This window comes from Thermoanaerobaculia bacterium (assembly GCA_035260525.1).
In the GTDB taxonomy this organism is placed as follows: domain Bacteria; phylum Acidobacteriota; class Thermoanaerobaculia; order UBA5066; family DATFVB01; genus DATFVB01.
The window spans coordinates 1-20,172 of sequence record DATFVB010000203.1; the positions used below are offsets into that span (position 1 = coordinate 1).

The window sequence follows — 20,172 nt, forward strand, 5'->3', positions numbered from 1 at the left end:
AGGGGACGAAACGGCCTGGAGCGCTCTCGTCGACCGGTACGGTCGCCGGGTGTACGGGATCGCCTACCACTTCACCCTCCGCAAGGAGGACGCCGAGGAGCTCTCCCAGGAAGTCTTCCTGAAGGTCTTCGAGAACCTGCACCGGTTCGACGGCCAGTACGCCTTCGGCGCGTGGATCGTGTCGCTCGCGCGGAACCTCTGCATCGACCAGTACCGCCGCCGGAAGCGGGAGAAATCGTTCGTGCACGTCTCCGACGACTCCGTGATGCCTCTCCTCCCCGCCAGCGACGACCCGGCGCGGAACGCTCTCCAGAAGGAGCGCACGAAGCTCCTCTTCGAGGCGATCGCCGAGCTCCCCGAGGAGCTCTCGGAGATCCTGATCCTCCGCGACCTCGACGGTCTCGCCTACGACGAGATCGCCGCGGCGCTGGAGCTCCCCGACGGGACCGTCAAGTCGCGGCTCTTCCGCGCCCGCGCGGAGACGGCGAAGATCATCCGGCGCAAAACGGAGACCCGGAACCGCCCGGGGAACTGGAATCCGGGCGCCCTCGCCCTGGCGATGGCCGCGGTGGCGTCATGAGCTGCGATTTCTTCGAGCGCCACTTCTGCGCCGGCGACCCTGCGGGGGCTTTCGAGCTCCATCGGGCTTCGTGCGCGGAGTGCGCGGCCCTCTCGGCCGGCCTCGTGCGCATCGCCGCTCTCGAGTCGCGGGTCGCCCGGCCCGAGCCGTCCGCGGCTCTGGTCGCGCGCTGGCGTGGAATTCCCCGGCTGACCGTCGACTGCGACGGCGCTTCCGAGCTCGCCGCGCGCGCCCTCGAAGGCCCTCTCGCGCCCTCCGATCGTGTTCGGTGGGAAGGCCATCTCGCGCGCTGCGCCGACTGCCGCGAGACGGCCGCCGTCCTGGGGACGATGCCATCGCTCCAGCCGCCGGCTTCGGGCTTCCGGCCCGCGGTCCCGCGGCGGACCGGAGAGGTCGTCTCGCTCGCGGCCGCCCGCAAGGCGCGTGGGGGCGGCGCCTGGGCCGATCCGCGGCTCTACGCGGCGGCCGCGTGCCTCCTCGCGGGCTTCTTCGCGCTCTTCGCCAACACGCTCGACCTCCGGACGACGACGCAGAACCTGGGACGCCAGGCTCGGGTCCGGTGGGCGGAGGCGAGCGATCGATTCCAGATCTGGGAGGAAGGGGCCTCGCGTACCCTGGTGGCCACCCGCGAGTCCTTGACCGGCTACACCCGCGCCGTGGGAGCGATCGCCCTTTCGGCCGCGGGCCGCGCCACCGAGGGACTGTTCCGCAACGAACCGAAAACCGAGAAAGGAAACAAGTCATGAAATGCCATCTGCACCCCGACCGCGACGCGGTGGGGTACTGCGTCTCGTGCGGACAGGGCGTCTGCGCCGAATGCCGGCGCGAGGTCGCCGGCACGGTGCGCTGCCCCGCTCACGTCACCGCAGCCATTCCGATGCCGCCTCCGGTGAAGTCCGGGTTCCTCGCCGGTCTGTTCTCGATCATGTTCCCCGGGATGGGGCACCTCTACGCCGGCGCGTATCGCCGGGCGCTCCAGTTCGGCGGGACCGCGGTCGCTCTGATCGTGATCCTCTCGACAGGGCACGATCGGATCGCCCCGCTCTTCGGCCTGTCGCTGTTCTTCGTCTGGGCGTACGCCCTGTTCGATGCGATCCGCGTCGCCCACGAGATCAACGCCGGCACTTACCTCGTCGCTCCCCTGGGCGAAGGGGCGGTGAGGACCGTACGGCGGCCCGGCACCGGCTCGCTCACGCTCGGAGTCATCCTCCTCGGCATCGGCGGCCTGATCGTCGTCGACCGCTACGTCGATCTCGACCGGTTCTTCGACTGGATCGGCGACAACATCGGGTTCCTGTTCATCGCCCTCGGCGTCGTCCTCCTCGCCGCGTACGCCCGCCGGCGCGGCAAGGAGAAGGAGCGCGAGCTCGCCGCCTCCGTTCCGCCCGCCGACGTCTCCGGCCCCTCCAGCTCCTTCCTCAAGTAAGAGCGCGGGCCCCGATCGCGGGGCCCGCGGCTCTTTTCCCCATCGCCGTCCCGGACGTGCGCCGATGAAAAGTTCCGAAACCGGGGCTTGGTGTGCGACCTCGGCGCAAGACACGCCAACCTTTCCCGTCCCGTCACGCAGCCAGGCGCGGTCAGACGTGCTGGAAGACGGATTCCGGGCGACCCGGCCCGCGGCCGAGTCGTACCGGTGGCGTACGGCCAGTGCCGCGGGCGGGTCGCACGGACCCGTTTAACGGCGCGTATCACCGCGCCCGCGTTGCCGTCACCTCCAGTCGCCGAACAGCTCAAAGGCGGCCCAGTAGTACGGCGTTCCTTCCTTCCCGCCCTTCCGAATGCCCGCGAGCTGCACCTCCCGGAGCGCCTCGGCCATGGGACGGCCTTTTCGCACCGCCCGGTAGAAGCGGGTCATGATGGCCGGCGTCGAGCGGTCCGAGACGTTCCAGAGCGAGGCGAGAACGGAGCGGGCCCCGGCGAACTGGAACGCGCGAACGAGCCCGACCAGCCCTTCGCCCCCCGCGTCCGTCCCGAGTGCCGTCTCGCACGCCGAGAGCGTGACGAGATCGGCGCGCAGGCGCACCCGCTCGTAGATCTCCCAGGCCTGGAGCAGCCCGTTGTCGTTTCCGGGGCGGTCGACGGCGGGCGCCGCCAGGACGAGGGCCGAGTCGAGGGGAAAGCGGGAGTCGAGGAGGGAGTGACAGGCAAAGTGAACGAATCGTGCTCCGCCGATCGCCGCGACCGCCCGGGACTCCGAAGCGTCGGTCCCCGTGAAGGCCGAAGACGATCCGCGAAAGACCGTCGCGATCGACTCGACCTCGGCGCGGGATTCGGGAAGAGGTCCGAGGCTCCGCGCCCGCTCCGCGACGGACGCGTACGGGCCGGCTTCGCGCCGCGCGCCGGGCCCGGCGGCGGCCGGGTCGCCGAAGGCGGCCATCTCGAGCACCGGCGATCCGGAAGAGCCTCGCCGCTTCGCCCGGTCCTTCGCGACAGTGGCCGAAAGATCGACGTAGATCGGCCGCCATTCGGCGAAATACCGGGGCCGGCCCGGCCCGTCGACCGTGAGCGCGGAGAACGGCAGCACGTGGAGCGGCCCGTCCGGGCACACGAGGATCCGCCGCGCTCCCGCAATCACGGCGCCCGCCGGCCCGAGGAGCAGCCTCCCGAGCCGACGACCCGACTCCTCGCGCGCGAACCGAACACCCGGATCGTCGCGTTCCTGCCGGAGGAGGTCGCGAAAGACCCCGACCTCCCGGGAAAGCACGTCCCTTCCGACGTGAAGCTCCGCGACCGCGAGCGGCGCCGATCGCTCGGCCGGAACGGCGAAGAGGAGCGACCTCTTCTCGCCGACGCTGAACGAGAGGACCGCGGTTCCCGGATCGAGCGCCGCGCGCGTTTCCGCGAGCGAAAGGGCGCGAGCGCTTTCGAGCTCGCGCAGCCGTGGCGACGAAGACCAGATCCTCTGCTCGATCGCCGCGCGGCGGTCCCGGAGATCGACGAGGCGGGCGACGAGCTTTTCCGCCTCCTCGCGGCGCCGCACAGGATCGATCCGCGCGATCTGCTGCTGCGTCCGGTCGTACCGCAGATCGAGAACACGGCGCTCCGCCAGCAGATCCGAGGGAGCGTTCGCGTCCACCTTCAGGTCGCGGGCGCCGGAAAGCGCGAGGAGCTCCCGCCCGCGCGAGCGCTCGAGAACACCGAATGCCTCCTCGTCGCGGTGGAGATCGTGGAGGAGGTCGATCGCCTGCCGGTAGTAGCCGATCGACCGTGACGAGAACGCGGCGCGCTCCTCCTCCGCTCCGCCGATCCGGCGCCGCTGCGCCTCGATCGCCGTCAGCGCGCCGCCGTAATCCGACACCGCCGCCGCGAGATCGCCTCTCTGCCGCTCCGCGCGCGCGACGAGCGCGAACGCATCGGCCACGTCGAGGCTCGCGGGCGCGAGCCGGCGGCGGATTTCGAGCGCGCGGTGCGCCTCGGCGAGCGCGCCCACCGCGTCGTTCTTTCGCAGCTGGTATTCCGCCATGTTGACGACGGTGTTCGCGACCGAAAGGCTCTCGGGAGCACTCTTTTGTTTGATCTCGAGCGCCTCGCGGAGCAACGGCAGCGCCGCGTCGGGATCGCCGCGCAGCAGTGCGATCTCGCCGAGGTTGTTCAGGCTGGCGGCGACGTCGAGACCGCCGGGCGCGAGCCGCCGCCGGATCGCGAGGGCCGCCCGATGGTGGCGCTCGGCTCCCTCGAAATCGCGGCGCTCCCGGCAGAGCAGGCCGAGGTTGTTCTCCATTCCGGCGACGGCGAGGCTGCCGGGACTCTTCTTCTCGAAGATCGCGAGCGCCCGCGCGTAGTACTGCTCCGCCGAATCGTAGTCGCCCCGATTCTTGGCCACGACACCGAGATAATTGAGCGGCGCGGCGGATTCGACGCCCTCCCGTTCGACGTTCTCGTGCTTGTCGAGAGCGCGCCGGAACAGGGCCTCGGCGCGGTCGAGATCGCCCCGGTAGAACGCGACGAGGCCGAGGTTCCCGGTGGTCCGCGCGCAATCCAGGCCCTCGGGAGCCACGCTCTCCTCGATCGCGAGGGCCTTTCCGTAGAGTTCCTCGGCTTCGTCCAGGTTTCCCCGCATGTAGGCGACGGTTCCCAGCCCGTTCCACGCCGCGGCCTCCCCCGCCGTCCCCGGAGCGAGCCGCTGCCGAATTGCCAGACATTCTTTCCAGGTCGCCTCGCTGTCGTCGAGGGCCCCCTGCTGGAATCGAACGAACGCGAGCCGCCGGAGGTCCTCGCTCGCCGCGAGGAGCTCATCGCGCTTCCGGCGCAGCGCCGCCGCCTCGCGAAGCGCCGCGGCGGCCCCGGGAAGGTCATTGGCCTTCTGGAGGGCGGCCGCGCGGTCTTCCACGACCTTCGCCGGGTCCGGCGCCGGCGGAGCCGGAAGAACGGCCGCCGCGCCGAGGGTCGACAGGACGGCGAGGGAGGCGAGAAGGAAGGGGGAGGACCGCATGGGAACGCGACCATTGTACGCTCCGCTCTTCCGTACTCGCGACGCTCATCGAGAAGGCGTCGCCTCGTTCCACCCCGGACGCCGGTCCGTGCCGAGGGCGTTCGCCGTCGCCGCGTCGATCGATCCGTCGGTTCGGAAAACCCCCGAAGACACGCCGACGCCCGGCGCCGGTTGGAACCTCAGCGCGAGAAATTCGTCGCCGGCACGGTCTGCGGCGACCGTATCGCCGTCGCCGCTCCGGTCACCTCGTCGAACACCTCGAACGACGCGCGGCACGGCGGCGGAAGCGCCCCGCCCTTCCCGCCCTCGACCACGACGACGCCGCGAAGCTCGGTGAGTCTCGCCAGCCGAGCAGCGGAGCCGCGAGCGATCCGAGCAGGAGACCGAGAACCGTCGATTTCTTCATGATTCCTCCCTCTTGAAGGTTTCGCCTTGGAATTACCGAGGCTCAGCCTTGGTCCGGGCAGGGTTTCGCGGGTCCTCCGACCACCCGATTCGTTTCTCCGGCCGAAGGCCGTATGCCTCGGGGTGAAGATAGAGGCCGCGCTCGTTCGCCGGCTTCTTCTCCTCGACGACGAGCGGGTTCGCGAGCGCCCAGCGGTCGCGGCGCACCCCGGTGATCTGCCACGAGACCTTTCCGCCCGGCGATCCTCCGGCGACCACGAACCGGTGATCGCGCACCTCCTGGGCGACGTACAGGCCGGCCTGCGACAACCCGACAGCGGTGAGCTGATAGCGGAAGTCGGCGTTTTCGGCCTCCATCCAGGCCGGGAGCGTGATCGCCGCGACACCGTGGCCGTCAAGCACGACGTTGCCGGAATAGATGTTCACCATCTCCGACGACTCGATCGACGCGTGGACGAGATACTCGTTGGCGGGGTCGAGCGGATGATCGATCTTGAAGTCCTTCGTTCCCGCGGTGATCGCCTTCGTCACGTGCAGGTTGTTGTCGATGTAGACGTCTCCGCCGTAGAAGTGAGCGGCCTTACCGCCGTTGGGAGCATCCCCTCCGATTGCCGCACCGCCCGTGCCCGTGGCCGTCCCGTAGACGCCGTACCCCGTGTTGTTCGTCTTTCCTTTGACACCGGCCGCCGGATTCGCTCCGGTCGTTTCCCCGTGCACGCCGTCGCCGGCCGCCCCTCGCCCGAACACTCCCGCTCCGCTGCCGGCATTGCTGCCGTAGACTCCGCTTCTTCCCGCATTCGAAGCGAATCCGTCGACGCCGTCTCCGGTCGATCCGCCGTTGCCCTGAACTCCTGGAGTCCCTTCTCCCAGGACGCCGACGACTCCCGATCCGTGAACGCCCGTCCCGCTTCCCGACCGTCCGTCGATCGCAGTGCCGCTACCGCTCGACCCGAAGAAGGCGGCACCGCTGTCGCTTGTTCCAAAGAAGGCCGAATTGTCCATCGCGGCGGCCTCGACGGTCGCCCGCGATGGTATGGCCAGGTGGCCGCCGCCGCCGACGGCCGAAATCGCGGTCCCCTGCGTCACCGCCGCGAAAGCGGCCCCCGAGCCGTCGTTCTCGATCTTGAACGCCGGATTGCTCGTCGTCACCGTCGCCGAATACGGCAGCGTGAATCCGCTGCTCCCACCTCCGGACGCCGCGATCGTGAGCGTATTGCCCGAAGGCGTGATCGTCACGTTCGTGCCGGCAGCAAGGGCAACGGCATCGTGCAGACCGTTCAAAGAACGCACGACCTGGCCGTTGGCGATTCCCAGAGGCAGCGATACCGTTCCGCTCCCAAGAAGAGAGTTGTCATGTGCGACCGCCGTCAGTCCCGTCCCCGACCCCGAGACCGCGTCGATCGTGATCGTCGAACCGTTGACGTTGACCGTCGTGTTGGCGCCGTGAGCGATCGTCAGCGCCCCCGTCGATCCGTTCAGGCTCGTCACTCCGGCCGTCCCGGCTCCCGACCCCAGCAAGTCATCGCGGAAGCTCATCTCGAACCCCGAGGAGTCCTGCGACTCGTTGGCCACCTGCGCTCCCGCCAGCAGCACCGATCCCGTCCCTCCCGTGACCGTCGCCGTGATCCGGGCATTGATGGTCGATACCGTCGAGGCCAGGTCCTTCACGTTGGGCTGGAGCTGTTCGTGCGGCCCCATCGCGTACGCCTTCTGCCCCAGAAGCGCCCCGTCGCCGTCGAAGAGCTGCACGTTGACCGTCGGACTTCCCCCGCCGGTCTCCACCAGCGCAAAGTTGTACCGGAAGTTCTCCGATCCCCCCTGGCTCACCCCCTGGATCGACGCCGACTGCCCGAGCGAGATCGAGAAGCTCTTCGGCACCCCGGCGAAGAACAGCCCCTGCGTGTTGCCCAGATCGTCCCCCGGCGCCTGGTCGTAGATCCGCTCGGCCACCAGCATCTCGCCCGACGCCCTGATCCGCGCCGCCCCGAGAGCGTCGGAGAGCCCGAGCCTGCTCTCGACGACGTTCTCGTACATCTTCGTCTGCCCGGGAGAGAGCGTGTCCGTAAACGACGCCGGGCTCGGGTTGGCCTGCCCCTCCTTGAGGAACTCGAACGTGAACGACACGGGAGCCCCCGTCAGGTTCGTCGCCCACATCGTCGTGTAAAACTGCGCCCCGCCCTCCCCCGCCAACCGTCCCACGGCCGGCAGGTACGACTCCGTCGCCGGAAAGCCGCCGAAGACCGCCGCCGAGATTCCCGCGATCGCGAGCGTGAGCCATTTCCATTTCATGCTGGCTGCTCCGTGGTCGGCGACGGACGCCGATTCGTCCGTCGTGAGGGGAGACGGCGCGGGAATGAAGTTGTATTAGTCGGATCCGGCCGCTACATTGTTCCAAAGCGATGAGCGGACGCGGGGCGGAGCAGGCGGGCGACCTCGACGGGTTCCACGGCACCTTCACGGAGTACTTCCCGCGGCTCCGCCGTTTCTTCCGTTCCCGCGGCTTTTCGGCCGCGGAGGCGGAGGATCTCAGTCAAACGACGCTCTGGAACGTCTACCGGTCATGGAAGTCGTTTCGGGGCGAAGGAAGCCTCGAGTCGTGGATCTACGCCGCGGCGCGAAACGCCGCGACGGACGAATTTCGCCGCGGGGCGCGCCGGCGCGAGACCGATCCTCCCGACGAGGGAATGGCGATCGCGCCGACGGCTGAGACCGACCTCGCGGGACGCGAGACCGCCGAGCGGCTCGCCGCCGCGCTCCGGACGCTGCCGGCGCGGATGCGCGCGTGCCTCCTCCTCCGCGTCCAGAAGGAGCTCCCGTACCGGGAGATCGCGCGCCGCCTCGGAATCTCGGAGATCACCGTCAAGGTCCAGATCTGGCTCGCCCGGAAGCGGCTGAGAGAGGCGATGGAAACGTCATGAAGGACATCGAGATCCCCCGGTCTCCCCGGGGCCCGCATCCGTCGCCGGAGACGCTCCTCGCCGCGCTCCGGCAGCCCGAGGATGCCGCCGGTCGCGCCGTGCTCGATCACGCGGTCCTCTGCGCCGATTGCTCGCTGGAGCTCGTCCACCTCGAAGCGTTCCTGGGGAGCGGGCGGGAGGCCGATCCCGCGATCGGTGACGCGTGGAAGCGGTTCCGCGCCGCGAGGCCCGCCCGGCGGCGGCGGGCGTTCCCCGCCTGGGCGCTGGCGGCGGCCGCGGCGGCGATCGCCGCGATCGCCGTGCCGCTCCTGGTCCGCCGGCCGGCGGCCGACGTCGAACGCGGCGAATCCGCCGCGGCGACGCTTCTGGCTCCGAGAGGCTCGCTGGCCGCGCCCCCGTCGCGGTTTTCCTTCCGCCTGCCTCCGGGAAAGAAAGCGCGCGTCATGATCTTCGACGCGGATCGGACGTTCGAGTGGACGAGCCCGCCGTCGGACGGCGTCGTCCCGTTGCCCGACGCCGAGCGTCGGCGGTTGAGGAGCGGCCGCGACTACTTCTGGACGCTGGTCGGAACGGAGGGATCGGCGCCGGTGGCGAGGTTCCGGATCACGCCGCGCTGACGGGACCGGCCGGCCGGTGGATTCGGCTGCGACCCGTCCCTCGCGTCGGTGAACGTCGAGCGGCAAAGCGCCATACTCGGTCCCACATCCTCCGTCGCTCGCCGGAGCCGAGGAGGATCTCCCGATGCCCGCTACCTTCTCCGAAAAAACGTCAATAAGTCCGCATCCGAAAGCGACAGCACGACCGGCCGCCCGTGCGGGCACGTGAACCGGTCGCGGCACTTCAGCCAGTCGAGCAGGAGCCGCTCCGACTCGGGCGGCGCCAAGCGGTGGTGGATCGTGACGGCGGAGCGGCACGCGACCGTCGCCATCATCCGGTCGCGCCGCCGGCCGGGATCGCGCTCCCTCGCCGAAGGCTCGATCACCTCGCGGATCACCGCCGCGACGTCGCGCCCGGCGAGCTCGGGCGGAACCGCCGAGATCGCGAAGACGTTGCCCGAGCGCTCCTCGACGTCGAAGCCGAGCCGCGCGAGCTCTTCCCGCGCCTCCCCGACCGCGAGGGCTTCCTCGGCGGACGCCTCCCACAGCGCGGGGGTGAGGAGCGCCTGGGAAAAGGACCGGTTCTGCGACGCGCGATCGCGCATCTTCTCGTAGAGGACGCGCTCGTGCGCCGCGTGCTGGTCGACGATCCAGAGACCCGTCTCCGCCTCCACGAGCAGGAACGACTCGTCGAACTGGGCGAGCACGCGCGCCGTCGGCCGTTCCGAGGTCTCGACCTCGACGACCGTCGCGTCCTCCCCCGGCGTCTCGATCTCGAGCCGGAGGCGCCGCCCGCCCCCCGGCCCCGCCTCCGGAGGGGCGGCGTAGACCTCCCGAGCCTCGGCCACCGAGAAATCGGCCGCCGGAGGGACCGGGACGAGCCGCCGCTCCTCCTTGCCGGCCGCGAGCGACGAGAGAAGGGTATGGAAGACGAGGCGGAAGACCTCCGCCGGCTGCGCGAAGCGGACTTCCGTCTTCGAGGGAGAGACGTTGACGTCGACGGCGCCTTCCGGCGCCTCGAGGAAGAGGAAAACGCCGGGATGCCGGTCCGTCCGGATCGCTTCCCGCGCCGCCTCCGCGATCGCCCGCGAGACGCCCCGGTCGGACACGGCGCGGCCGTTGACGTGGAAGAACTGGAGCCGCCTCGTCGGGAACGTCACCGAGCCGCGCGTGACGAGACCGGTGAGGGTGAGCGCCCCGGCCCGCGCCTGGAACGGCAGGAGCGTCCCGAGCGTGTCCGCCCCGAAAAGACGGACGGCCCGCGCCGCGCGGTCGACCGCCGGCGGAGCGGCGATGAGCTCGCGCCCGTTCGAGCGGAGCGAGAACGCCACGTCCGGCCGGGCGAGAGCGGCCCGGGTGACGGCGCGGGCGATTTCGCGAGCCTCCGCTTCCGGCGTCTTCAGGAACTTGCGCCGCGCCGGCGTGCGCCCGAAGAGCTCCTCGACGAGGACGTCGGTGCCGCGCGGCCGCGCGGCGGGCGAGACGGCCTTTTCGCCGCCGTGGTCGATCGCCACCCGCGTGCCCTCCGGGCCGCCCCCGTCCGCGGTCGTCAGGGTCAGCCTTGCGACCGAGGCGATCGAAGGGAGCGCCTCGCCGCGGAACCCGAGGGTGCGCACCCGCGGGAGATCCTCCTCGCTCGCGATCTTGGACGTCGCGTGCCGCTCGACGGAGAGCGACGCGTCTTCCCGCGACATGCCGGAGCCGTCGTCGCGGACGAGGATCGAGGCCACGCCCCCGCCCGCGATCTCCACGTCGATTCGCGACGCGCCCGCGTCGAGCGCGTTCTCGACGAGCTCCTTGACGACGGAGGCCGGCCGCTCGACCACCTCGCCGGCCGCGATCCGGTCGATCGTCCGGGAGTCGAGGCGGCGGATGCGCTTCATGCGGTGCGGGAGAGCGACTCGCCGGCGATCGCCGCGCGCGCCGCCGCCAGGCGCGCGATGGGAACGCGATACGGCGAGCAGGAGACGTAGTCGAGCCCGGTCTCGTGGAAGAAGCGGATGGACGCCGGGTCCCCGCCGTGCTCGCCGCAGATCCCGACCTTGAGCTTCTTCCTGGCGGACCTCCCGCGCTCGGTCCCCATCGCGACGAGCTGTCCCACGCCCTCGACGTCGATCGTCGCGAACGGATCGTGCGGCAGGATCCCCGCCTCGAGGTAGTGCGGCAGGAACGAGCCGATGTCGTCGCGGGAGAAGCCGAACGTCATCTGGGTCAGGTCGTTGGTCCCGAACGAGAAGAAGTCCGCGGCCGCGCCGATCTCGGCGCCCATGAGGGCCGCCCGCGGGATCTCGATCATCGTGCCGACCCGGTACGCCACGCGGCGGCCGGCCTCCCGGAAGACGTCGTGCGCGACGCGGTCGGTCATCTCGCGCAGCCGCGTGAACTCGGGCAGGGCGCCGACGAGCGGGATCATGACCTCCGGGACCGGAGCCTTCCCGGAGCGAGCGACCTCGACGGCCGCCTCGAAGATCGCCCGGACCTGGATCTCGTAGATCTCGGGATGCGTCAGGCCGAGACGGCAGCCGCGGTGGCCGAGCATCGGGTTCGCCTCGGACAGCCCCTCGACCTTGCCCTTCAGGACGTCGATCGAGATCCCCATCTCCTTGGCGGTCGCGGCGAGCGCCTTCGGCTCGCGCGGCAGGAACTCGTGGAGCGGAGGGTCGAGGAGCCGGATCGTCACCGGCCGCTCCCCCATCTCCCGGAAGATGCCGACGAAGTCGCCGCGCTGCATCGGGAGGATCTTGGCGAGCGCCTTCATGCGCCCCTCGGGCGTCTCGGCGAGGATCATCTCGCGCACGGCGGTGATCCGCTCCCCCTCGAAGAACATGTGCTCGGTGCGGCAGAGACCGATCCCTTCGGCGCCGAAGGCGCGGGCGACGTGCGCGTCGCGCGGCGTGTCGGCGTTGGCCCGGACGCCGAGCCTCCGCACCTCGTCGGCCCACTCGAGGATCCGGGCAAACTGGCGGTAGAGGCGCGAATCCGCGGGCTTCATCTTCTCTTCGACGGCGACCTGGATCACCTCCGAGGGCCGCGTCGGGAGCTTGCCCGCGATCACCTCGCCGGTCGTTCCGTCGACGGAGAGGAAATCCCCCTCGGAAACGATCTTTCCGCGCGCCGTCATCCGCGCGTACCGCGCGTCGATCGTGATCTCGCCGCATCCCACGACGCAGCACTTCCCCATCCCGCGGGCGACCACGGCGGCGTGGGACGTCATCCCCCCGCGCGAAGTGAGGATCCCCTGCGACGCCGCCATCCCGAGGATGTCCTCGGGAGAGGTCTCGGCGCGGACCAGGATCACGGGATCGCCGGCGTGCGCCATCTCGACGGCGCGCTCGGCCGAGAAGGCGGCGCGCCCGCACGACGCCCCCGGACCGGCGGGCAGCCCGCGCGCGAGGAGGTTCCCCTCCCGGATCGCGCGCTCCTTCTCGCTCGTCGGGAAGACCGGCGCGAGCAGCTGCAAGAGCTGCTCCGGGTCGACGCGCGTCAGCGCCTCGCGTTTGGAGAGGCGCTTCTCGTCGAAGAAATCGCACGCGATCCGGACGGCCGCGAACCCGGTGCGCTTGCCGTTTCTCGTCTGGAGGATGTAGAGCTTGCCTCCCTCGATCGTGAACTCGATGTCCTGCATGTCCCGGAAATTCCGCTCGAGCGCGTCGCGCACCTTCAGGAGCTGCGCGTAGACGGCGGGCATCGTCTCTTCGAGGGAGTCGCCGCGTCCCTGCGCGGAGATCGGGTGCGGCGTGCGGATGCCGGCGACGACGTCCTCTCCCTGGGCGTTGGCGAGGTACTCCCCGTACAGCGTCTTCTCGCCGGTGGCCGGGTTCCGGGTGAACGCGACGCCCGTCGCGCAATCGTCGCCCAGGTTCCCGAAGACCATCGCCTGCACCGTGACGGCCGTCCCCCAGGTTTCCGGGATCCGGTTGAGCTTCCGGTAGGAGCGCGCCCGCTCGTTGTCCCACGACTGGAAGACCGCGCCGATCGCGCCCCAGAGCTGCGCCCGGGGGTCCTCGGGGAACGGCTTCTTCGAGTGCTTTCGGATGATCGTCAGGTACTTCGTGCACAGCGCCCGGAGCTCCTGCGCGGAGAGCTGCGCGTCGTTGTCGACCCCCGCCTTCTCCTTCGCGCGCGTGATGGCCTCCTCGAACCGGCTCTTCGGCACCTTCAGGACCACGTCGCCGTACATCGAGATCAGGCGGCGCCGGCAGTCGCGGGCGAACCGCTCGCCGGCCGCGTGGCCGAAGCCCGCCTTCGCCTCGTGCGTGAGGCCGAGGTTCAGGATCGTGTCCATCATCCCCGGCATCGACGCGGGCGCTCCCGAGCGGACGGAGACGAGGAGCGGGTTCTCGCCGTCGCCGAAGACCTTTCCGGTCGTCTTCTCGAGTCGCGCGAGGTTCTCCTCGACCTCCTCCTTCAGACCCGGCGGATAATGGCCGGTCTTCGAGAACTTCGCGCAGACCTCCGTCGAGATCACGAACCCGGGCGGGACGGGTACGCCCATCGCCGTCATCTGGACGAGGCCGTAGCCCTTGCCGCCGAGGATCTCCCGGGGGAGATCCTTCCCGTCGGCGCGTCCGTCGCCGAAGAAATAAACGTACCGGTGGGCTCTTTTCGACCGGGGTTTTCCGCTTCGCTTCATTTCTCGACTTCCTTCCGCGTGGCTACTTCTCGGCTTCCTTCCGCGTGGCTACTTCTCCACGACGATCTCGGAGATGTCGGCGAACTGGCCGAACTGGCGCTGAATCTCCGCGAGCAGGGCCTGGCGATTGGCTTTGAGCTCCGGCTCCGGAGCGTTGACGAGCACGTCGTCGAAAAAGCGGTCGAGCGCGGGCGCGAGCGAGACCATCGCCGCGATGAGCTCCGGGTACCGGCGCGTCGACACGAGCGTCTCGACGGCGCGCGAGAGCTGGAGGACGTCGGCGGCGAGCGCGTGCTCGGCCGGCTCGCGGTAGAGCGCCGGGTCGGGCGCGCGGTCGACCGGTCCCGGCAGGATCTTCCGGATCCGCTTGGCCGAGAGCGAAAGGGAGCGGAAGTCCTCCCGGCGCCGGGCGTCCGCGATCGCGGCGGCGCGGTCCGCGAGATCGGCGAAGTCCCAGGACCCCGAAGCGAGCACCGATTCGACGACGTCGGATTCGAGCCCCCGCTTCTCGAACAGGAAATGGACGCGGTCGGCGAAGAACGCGCGGAGGTCTGCCAGCACGGCGTCGGCCGGGCGGGAGATCGACGCGCCATGGAGCGCGACCGCCTTGCGGAAGACGATCTTCCAGTCGACCCTCCATCCCCGCGACAGCACGATCGAGACGAGCCCCTGCGCGGCGCGCCGCAGCCCGTACGGGTCCTTGCTCCCCGTCGGCACGAGGCCGATCCCGAAGAACCCGGCGAGAGTGTCGATGCGGTCGGCCGCCGAGAGGATGGCGCCGGTTTCCGTGCGGGGCGGCTCGTCGTCGGCCGACACCGGCCGGTACTGGTCGTAGATCGCCTTCCAGACCTCCTCGCTCGCCCCCTCCCGGCGCGCGTAGAGCCCGCCGACGATCCCCTGGAGGTCCGTGAACTCCCGGACCATCTCGGTCGTGAGGTCGATCTTCGAGAGGCGCGCCGCCTCGAGCGCCGGGCGGACCCGCTCGGGCCGCGTGACGAGCGCTCCGACCGCCTCCGTCAGCTCCTGGACCCGGCCGGTCTTCTGCAGGTAGTCGCCGAGCTTGTCGTGGAAGAAGAGGCGCGAGAGCTTCGACATCTTCGAGGAAAAGGGCTCCCGGACGTCCTCGTCGAAGAAGAAGCGGGCGTCGGACAGGCGCGCGTTCAGGACCCACTCGTTCCCCTTGACGATCAGTCCCTTCGGGTCGGTCCGGTGGTCCATGACCGCGAGGAAGTTCGGCGTGAGCCCCTGCAGGGAGCGAACCGGAAGGTACTTCTGGTGCGTGCGCATCGTCGTCACGAGGATCTCGTCCGGCAGCTCGAGGTACGCCGCGTCGAACGCGCCGCAGACGAGCCCGGGCCACTCGACGAGGTCGGCGAGCGTCGGGATCAGGTCGGCATCGGCTTCGATCCCGCCGCCGCAGCCGGCCGCGAGCTCCCGCGCCTTCTCGAGGAGGATCGCGGCGCGCTCCTCGCCGTCGGGCTCGACTCCCGCTTCGCGGAGGCGCCGCGCGTAATCCTCCGACCCGCTCACCTCGACCGGCTCGTCGGCCGACAGCCGGTGCCCGACCGTCCGGTTCCCGGAGCGCACTCCGAAGATCGTCATCGGCACGACCGCGCCCGCAAAGAGCGCGACGACCCCGTGAACGGGACGGACGAACGAATAGTCGCCGCTTCCCCACCGCATCATCTTCGGGAACGTCATCGAACCGAGGATGCGCGGCGTGATCTCGGCGAGGATCTCCGCCGTCGGGCGGCCCGCGACGGTCTTGCGCGCGAGCAGCACCTCCCCGCGCGCCGTGCGGACGCGCCGGAGATCGGAGATCGCCACGCCCTGCGCGCGCGCGAACCCCTCGGCCATCTTCGTCGGCCGGCCGTCGGCGTCGATCGCCCTCTCGACGGGCGGTCCCGAAACCTCGACGACGCGGTCCTCCTGCCGGCGCGGCAGACCGTGGACGACGACGACGAGGCGGCGCGGTGTCGCGGTCGCCGCGATGGACTCGGGGGCGAGCGCCGCTTCCGCGAGCGCGTCCGTGAACTTCCGCGCGAGGTCCGCCCTGGCCCCGGGGATCGCCCCGGCGGGCATCTCTTCGACCCGGATCTCGAGGAAGAATTCCGCGGTCTCGCCGGCGGTCATCGGACGGCGTTCACGACGCCACCGCGGCGGGCTCTTTCGGAAGGAGCGGATATCCCGCCGATTCGCGCGCCGCGACGTAGGCCTTCGCCACCGCGCAGGCGAGGTCGCGGACCCGGCGGATGTACGCCACGCGCTCGGTGGCCGAAACCGCGCCGCGGGCGTCGAGGACGTTGAACTCGTGCGAGCAGAGGAGTGTGGCCTCGTACGCGGGGAGGACGAGCCCGGCCGCGAGCGCCAGGCGCGCCTCGCGCTCGGACCGCTCGAAGAGCGTCTGGGCCCAATCGGTCTCGGCGACCTCGAAGGAATAGCGCGAGAGCTCGACCTCCTCGTGATGCCGGATCTGTCCGTACGTGAGCGTGTCGTTCCACGGGATGTCGAAGATCGACCGCGCCTTCCCGAGGAAGAGCGCGACGCGCTCGACGCCGTACGTGATCTCGGCGGAGACCGGCGCGAGGTCGATCCCCCCCGCCTGCTGGAAATACGTGAACTGCGTGATCTCCATTCCGTCCATCAGGACCTGCCATCCCACGCCCCAGGCGCCGAGAGTCGGCGACTCCCAGTTGTCCTCCTCGAAGCGGATGTCGTGGTCGTTCGGGTCGATGCCGAGGCGCTCGAGGCTCCGGAGGTACACGTCCTGGACGTCCTCTGGCGCGGGCTTCAAGATCACCTGATACTGGAAGTACTTGCCGAGGCGGAACGGGTTCTCGCCGTAGCGGCCGTCGGCGGGACGGCGCGACGGCTGGACGTACGCGCACCGCCACGGCTCCGGCCCGAGCGCGCGCAGGAAAGTGTCCGGATGCATCGTGCCGGCGCCCATCGGCAGGTCGTAGGGCTGCTGGATGAGACACCCCTGCTCCTCCCAGAAACCCTGGAGCCCGCTCAAAATTTTCTGGAGCGTCACCACGCGCCAAAATATAGCACTTCGGCGAGCACTTTCTGTGATTTGAGCTCGTGCCCGAGGAAGTGCCGGCGGATTCGCCGCAGCACGCCCGAGAGCTCCTCGGCGACGCGCGGCGCGACCTCCGCGCCTCCGATCGGACGCGAGAGGATTCGCGCGAGCGCCGGCGCGAGATCGCGCGAGACGCGGCGCGCGCCGGGAGGCGCGCACGCGGCGTCGACCAAGCCCGGAAGCGTCTCGTCGAACCGCGCGGCCCCGGGCTCGAGCGGGTTGCCGCAGACCGCGCACGCCGTCGCCGGCGGGAGCACGCCCGTGAGCTTGAGCACCCACGCGTCGAAGTACACGCCGGCGGCGGCGGCGCTGCGCCCCTCGAAGAGCGCTCCGACGACGTGCGCGGCGAGCCGGAAGAACTTCTCCGACGGGTCGGAGTCGGAGACGAACGTGATCAGCGATTCCGCGAGCGCCGAGAGCAGGAGCCCCGTCGCGAGATCGGCCGCGAGCGGGAACGACGAGCGCGCCGGCTCGATGGAATCGATGCGGTGGAGGTCGCGTCCTTCCTTCTCGAACCAGAGCACCTCCGCTTCGCTCATCGGCTCGAGAGCGCCCGCGTACGCGCTCTGCAGCCGGCGCGCGCCTCGCGCGACGCCGCGCTTGACGCCGAAGTGCTGGGTCAGGAACGTGACGATCCGGTCCTTCTCCCGGAGGGGGATGGCGGACAGGATGAAGGCGCGGTCGCGGTGAAGGGGCATTCCCCAGTGTAGCCCGCGCGGGCATCGCCCGAGCGCCGCCCGGCGCGACGCGCGCCGACTTCCGACCACGCCAAGGTGATGAGCATTCGGCCCACGGGTCATTCCTGCGAAAGCAGGATTCCAGGACGGGCCGCGGGGGGCCAGCGGCCGGAGGGGCGCTGGACTCCCGCTTTCGCGGGAGTGACAGGGGAGCCGTTGTCATCCTGAGGAGCGAGGCCCTCGTCATCCTGAGGAGCGAAGCGACGAAGGATCTGCCACCGGGGTAGATCCTTCGCTGCGCTCAGCATGACGGACCTTACGGTTCAGCGGGAGTGACAGAGACCCGGGCTGGGTGCGAATTTCGCTCGAGGCCATGGTCCGCGCGGCTGTTACTCTTCCCGCGTGGCGCGAAAGCGATTCCTCGGCCTCCCCCCGGTCGTCGTCTCGCTCGGGCTCGTGTCGCTCTTCAACGACGTCGCGTCCGACATGATCTATCCCCTGCTGCCGGCGTTCCTCACGGCGACGCTCGGCGCCGGTCCGGAGATCGTCGGAATCGTCGAGGGAGTGGCGGAGACGACGGCCGCGATCGGGAAGGGGTTCTTCGGCTGGCTCTCCGACCGGAGACACCGCCGCAAGCCGTTCGTCGTCGGAGGGTACGCGGCGTCGGTCTTCACCCGGCCCCTCCTGGCGCTCGCCCCGGGATGGGGCGTCGTCGTCGGAATCCGGTTCCTCGACCGGATCGGCAAGGGCGTCCGAACCGCTCCGCGCGACGCGATGATCGCCGGAGCGGTGGATCCGGCCCGGCGCGGCGTCGCGTACGGATTCGAGCGCGCGATGGACAACGCCGGCGCGATGATCGGGCCGCTCATCGCCGCGCTGCTCCTGAAGCTCTTCTTCCGGGACGTTCGTCCCGTCTTCGCCCTCTCGGTCGTCCCGGGCATCGCGGCGCTCGCGATCCTCCTCTTCGGCACGCGCGAGCCGAAGGTGCCGTCCGCCGGCAAGCCGGCCCTTTCCGGTCCCCCGCTCCCGAAGCGGTTCTACGTCGTGATGTCGATCTTCACTCTCTTCGCCTTTGCGAACTCGACCGACGCGTTCCTGTTGCTGCGGGCCCGCCAGGGAGGCGTCCCGCTCTGGGCGATCCCGGCGCTCTGGGCGTTCTTCAGCGGCGCGAAGGCGCTCGCGAACACGCCGCTCGGCGCGCTCGCCGACCGCATCGGCCGGACTCCGACGATTCTGGCCGGCTGGGCGGTGTACGCCGTCGTGTATTACGAGTTCGGGCGGGTGAAGAGCGCCGGCGGCGTGTGGGCCCTTTTCGGAATTTATGCCCTCTATTACGCGTTGACCGAGGGAGCGCAGCGAGCGTACGTGGCCGACGTGGCCGGCCCGAACGCGCGAGGCCGCGCGTTCGGGCTGTTCCACCTCGCGGTCGGGATCGCGGCGCTTCCCGCCTCGATCCTCTTCGGGCTGCTCTGGGAGAAGCTCGGGCCGGCCGCCGCGTTCGACGCCGGCGCGGCCGTCGCCCTCCTGTCCGCCCTGGCGCTCGCCGCCGTCTCCCTCCGCCGCCCCGCGTAACCTTCCCGGCCCCGCGCCGTCTCATGAAGGACCGCTAAAGAGCCGGAACTTTTCGAAGCCGGCTGCGTAAAGTCAGATGGGAAGTGACATGAAACGGCGAGAACTCGAAAACGCGCTCCTGATCCTCGAAACGACTCCTTTCGTCTACGAGAAGGTCGTCCTCGGCGGAGACGGGGCGCTGCGGCGCAAGATCGCCGGCCTCCTCTGGGAAGCCGTCGCGATCGAGGAACACGTGTGGACCGCTCGCGTGCGGCTCCTCCGCGGCGACGCCCCTGCCGTGCTCCCCCGGCTCGATCGCGGGATCGCGCGCCGCATCGCCTCGGGAAAGAGCGGCGCGCGGGACGCCGTCGCGGCCTTCCTTCGGCTCCGGCGCGAGAACGCGCGCGTGCTCCGTTGCCTTCGTTCGGCCGATGCCCGGCTCGGCGGACCCGTCGAGGCAGGCGGGTGGTTCTCTCTCACCGATCTCCCCGCCGCCATGGCGCAGGAGGACCAGGCGTCGCTCCGCGAGCTCGCCCGCTGCATCAGTGCTCCCGCCGCCGCGGAATCGCGGGAGCCGGCTCCTCTTCTCGTCTGCTGTTGACCGGGAGAGGACAGGCTGTCCTCCCCGCGCGCCGGTCCCCCTCCCTTTCGTCGATCTGGCCCGGATGCGGCTCACGGCACATGGCTTGCACACGCGCCCAGCGGAGATAGACTCTCTCTGCCAACAGAAAGGAAGGCCATGAAGAAAATCGCGTCTCTTCTCGCCCCTCTCGTCGTCGCCGCTCTCGCGGCGCCCGCCGGGGCCGTCTCGAACGCTTCCGTCCCAACGGTCCATCGATCCGTGTCGCATGGGGTGCGCACGCTCGCGGTGAACCCCCAGGTGGCGAGTGCCGCCAGCGGCGTCGGCATCAATCTCGACGTGGTCGGCCGGCTGACGGGAAACGGCATCCTGTTCCGGACTTCCGTCGACATCGCGAACAACACCAACACCGACACGCAGGTGGACGCCTATTTCAGCGGCTTGATCGGCGGCTCCCACGTGGACATCACGGTGAGCGTGGGCGCCGACGGCCTCAATGACCAGGGCGCCGTCCAGCTCGCCGGCCGCTCCGTGTACCACTCGGACGACTTCATCGACGATCTCAAGCAACTCGGGTTGATCAGCCAGAGCGAGGAAGACGCCGGGGTCCTCGGGTCGTTGTTCGTCATTTTCAACTCCCCGTCGGCGGGGCTCTTCGACCAGATCGGCCAGGGGACCGTCCAGGCCCGGTTCTACAGCGAGAATGCCGACGGCACGA

The 20,172-nt window shown here is 70.2% G+C and carries 15 protein-coding genes; 8 read left to right on the top strand and 7 right to left on the bottom strand.

Features of this window, described 5'->3' with window-relative positions:
• The 3 genes from VKH46_10115 to VKH46_10125 all read left to right on the top strand — a co-directional run.
• On the top strand, positions 1-580 hold a 580-nt coding region (locus tag VKH46_10115; protein HKB71185.1), incomplete at its 5' end, for a sigma-70 family RNA polymerase sigma factor.
• Entirely contained in the window at positions 577-1,326 is a 750-nt protein-coding gene (locus tag VKH46_10120; protein ID HKB71186.1) for a hypothetical protein, read from the top strand. The genes VKH46_10115 and VKH46_10120, both read left to right, overlap by 4 nt.
• Positions 1,323-2,006, top strand: a complete 684-nt coding sequence (locus tag VKH46_10125; GenBank protein HKB71187.1) for a B-box zinc finger protein — start codon at positions 1,323-1,325, stop codon at positions 2,004-2,006. Before VKH46_10120 ends, VKH46_10125 begins: the two co-directional genes overlap by 4 nt.
• A 282-nt stretch (positions 2,007-2,288) precedes the next feature.
• On the opposite strand, the gene VKH46_10130 is transcribed toward VKH46_10125, so the two are convergent.
• Both VKH46_10130 and VKH46_10135 read right to left on the bottom strand, forming a co-directional pair.
• Positions 2,289-5,012: a CHAT domain-containing protein gene (locus tag VKH46_10130; protein ID HKB71188.1), complete on the bottom strand. Its 2,724-nt coding sequence runs from the start codon at positions 5,010-5,012 to the stop codon at positions 2,289-2,291.
• A 438-nt stretch (positions 5,013-5,450) separates the two neighbouring features.
• Positions 5,451-7,706, bottom strand: a complete 2,256-nt coding sequence (locus VKH46_10135; GenBank protein HKB71189.1) for a hypothetical protein — start codon at positions 7,704-7,706, stop codon at positions 5,451-5,453.
• Between the two features lie 110 nt (positions 7,707-7,816).
• On the opposite strand from VKH46_10135, the gene VKH46_10140 reads away from it, so the two are divergent.
• A complete protein-coding gene (locus VKH46_10140) occupies positions 7,817-8,335 on the top strand; it encodes a sigma-70 family RNA polymerase sigma factor (protein ID HKB71190.1) in 519 nt (172 codons plus the stop codon).
• Positions 8,332-8,952 carry a hypothetical protein gene (locus tag VKH46_10145; protein ID HKB71191.1) on the top strand — a complete coding sequence of 207 codons (621 nt, stop codon included), beginning with the start codon at positions 8,332-8,334 and terminating at the stop codon, positions 8,950-8,952. The genes VKH46_10140 and VKH46_10145 overlap by 4 nt, the downstream gene beginning before the upstream one ends.
• A gap of 131 nt (positions 8,953-9,083) precedes the next feature.
• On the opposite strand, the gene mutL is transcribed toward VKH46_10145, so the two are convergent.
• Genes mutL through recO form a run of 5 tightly spaced genes read right to left on the bottom strand, consistent with a single transcriptional unit; the run spans position 9,084 to position 17,344 of the window.
• Entirely contained in the window at positions 9,084-10,814 is a 1,731-nt protein-coding gene (gene mutL, locus VKH46_10150) for a DNA mismatch repair endonuclease MutL (protein HKB71192.1), read from the bottom strand.
• Positions 10,811-13,564, bottom strand: coding sequence for a pyruvate, phosphate dikinase (gene ppdK, locus VKH46_10155; protein HKB71193.1), 2,754 nt, complete (start codon positions 13,562-13,564; stop codon positions 10,811-10,813). Before ppdK ends, mutL begins: the two co-directional genes overlap by 4 nt.
• 48 nt (positions 13,565-13,612) lie before the next feature.
• Positions 13,613-15,697 (bottom strand): glycine--tRNA ligase subunit beta, encoded by a 2,085-nt coding sequence (gene glyS / locus VKH46_10160; protein ID HKB71194.1) that lies wholly within the window; start codon positions 15,695-15,697, stop codon positions 13,613-13,615.
• A gap of 10 nt (positions 15,698-15,707) precedes the next feature.
• Positions 15,708-16,598 carry a glycine--tRNA ligase subunit alpha gene (locus VKH46_10165; protein ID HKB71195.1) on the bottom strand — a complete coding sequence of 297 codons (891 nt, stop codon included), beginning with the start codon at positions 16,596-16,598 and terminating at the stop codon, positions 15,708-15,710.
• Complete coding sequence (gene recO / locus VKH46_10170; GenBank protein ID HKB71196.1) at positions 16,595-17,344, bottom strand: DNA repair protein RecO; 750 nt, start codon at positions 17,342-17,344, stop codon at positions 16,595-16,597. The genes VKH46_10165 and recO overlap by 4 nt, the downstream gene beginning before the upstream one ends.
• Positions 17,345-17,725: 381 nt before the next feature.
• Between recO and VKH46_10175 the strand changes: the two genes are divergently transcribed.
• The 3 genes from VKH46_10175 to VKH46_10185 form a co-directional block, all read left to right on the top strand.
• Complete coding sequence (locus tag VKH46_10175; GenBank protein ID HKB71197.1) at positions 17,726-18,895, top strand: MFS transporter; 1,170 nt, start codon at positions 17,726-17,728, stop codon at positions 18,893-18,895.
• Between the two features lie 88 nt (positions 18,896-18,983).
• The gene (locus tag VKH46_10180; GenBank protein HKB71198.1) at positions 18,984-19,475 is read left to right on the top strand and encodes a hypothetical protein; all 492 of its coding nucleotides are present in this window, start codon (positions 18,984-18,986) and stop codon (positions 19,473-19,475) included.
• A 138-nt stretch (positions 19,476-19,613) separates the two neighbouring features.
• On the top strand, positions 19,614-20,172 hold a 559-nt coding region (locus VKH46_10185), incomplete at its 3' end, for a hypothetical protein (GenBank protein HKB71199.1).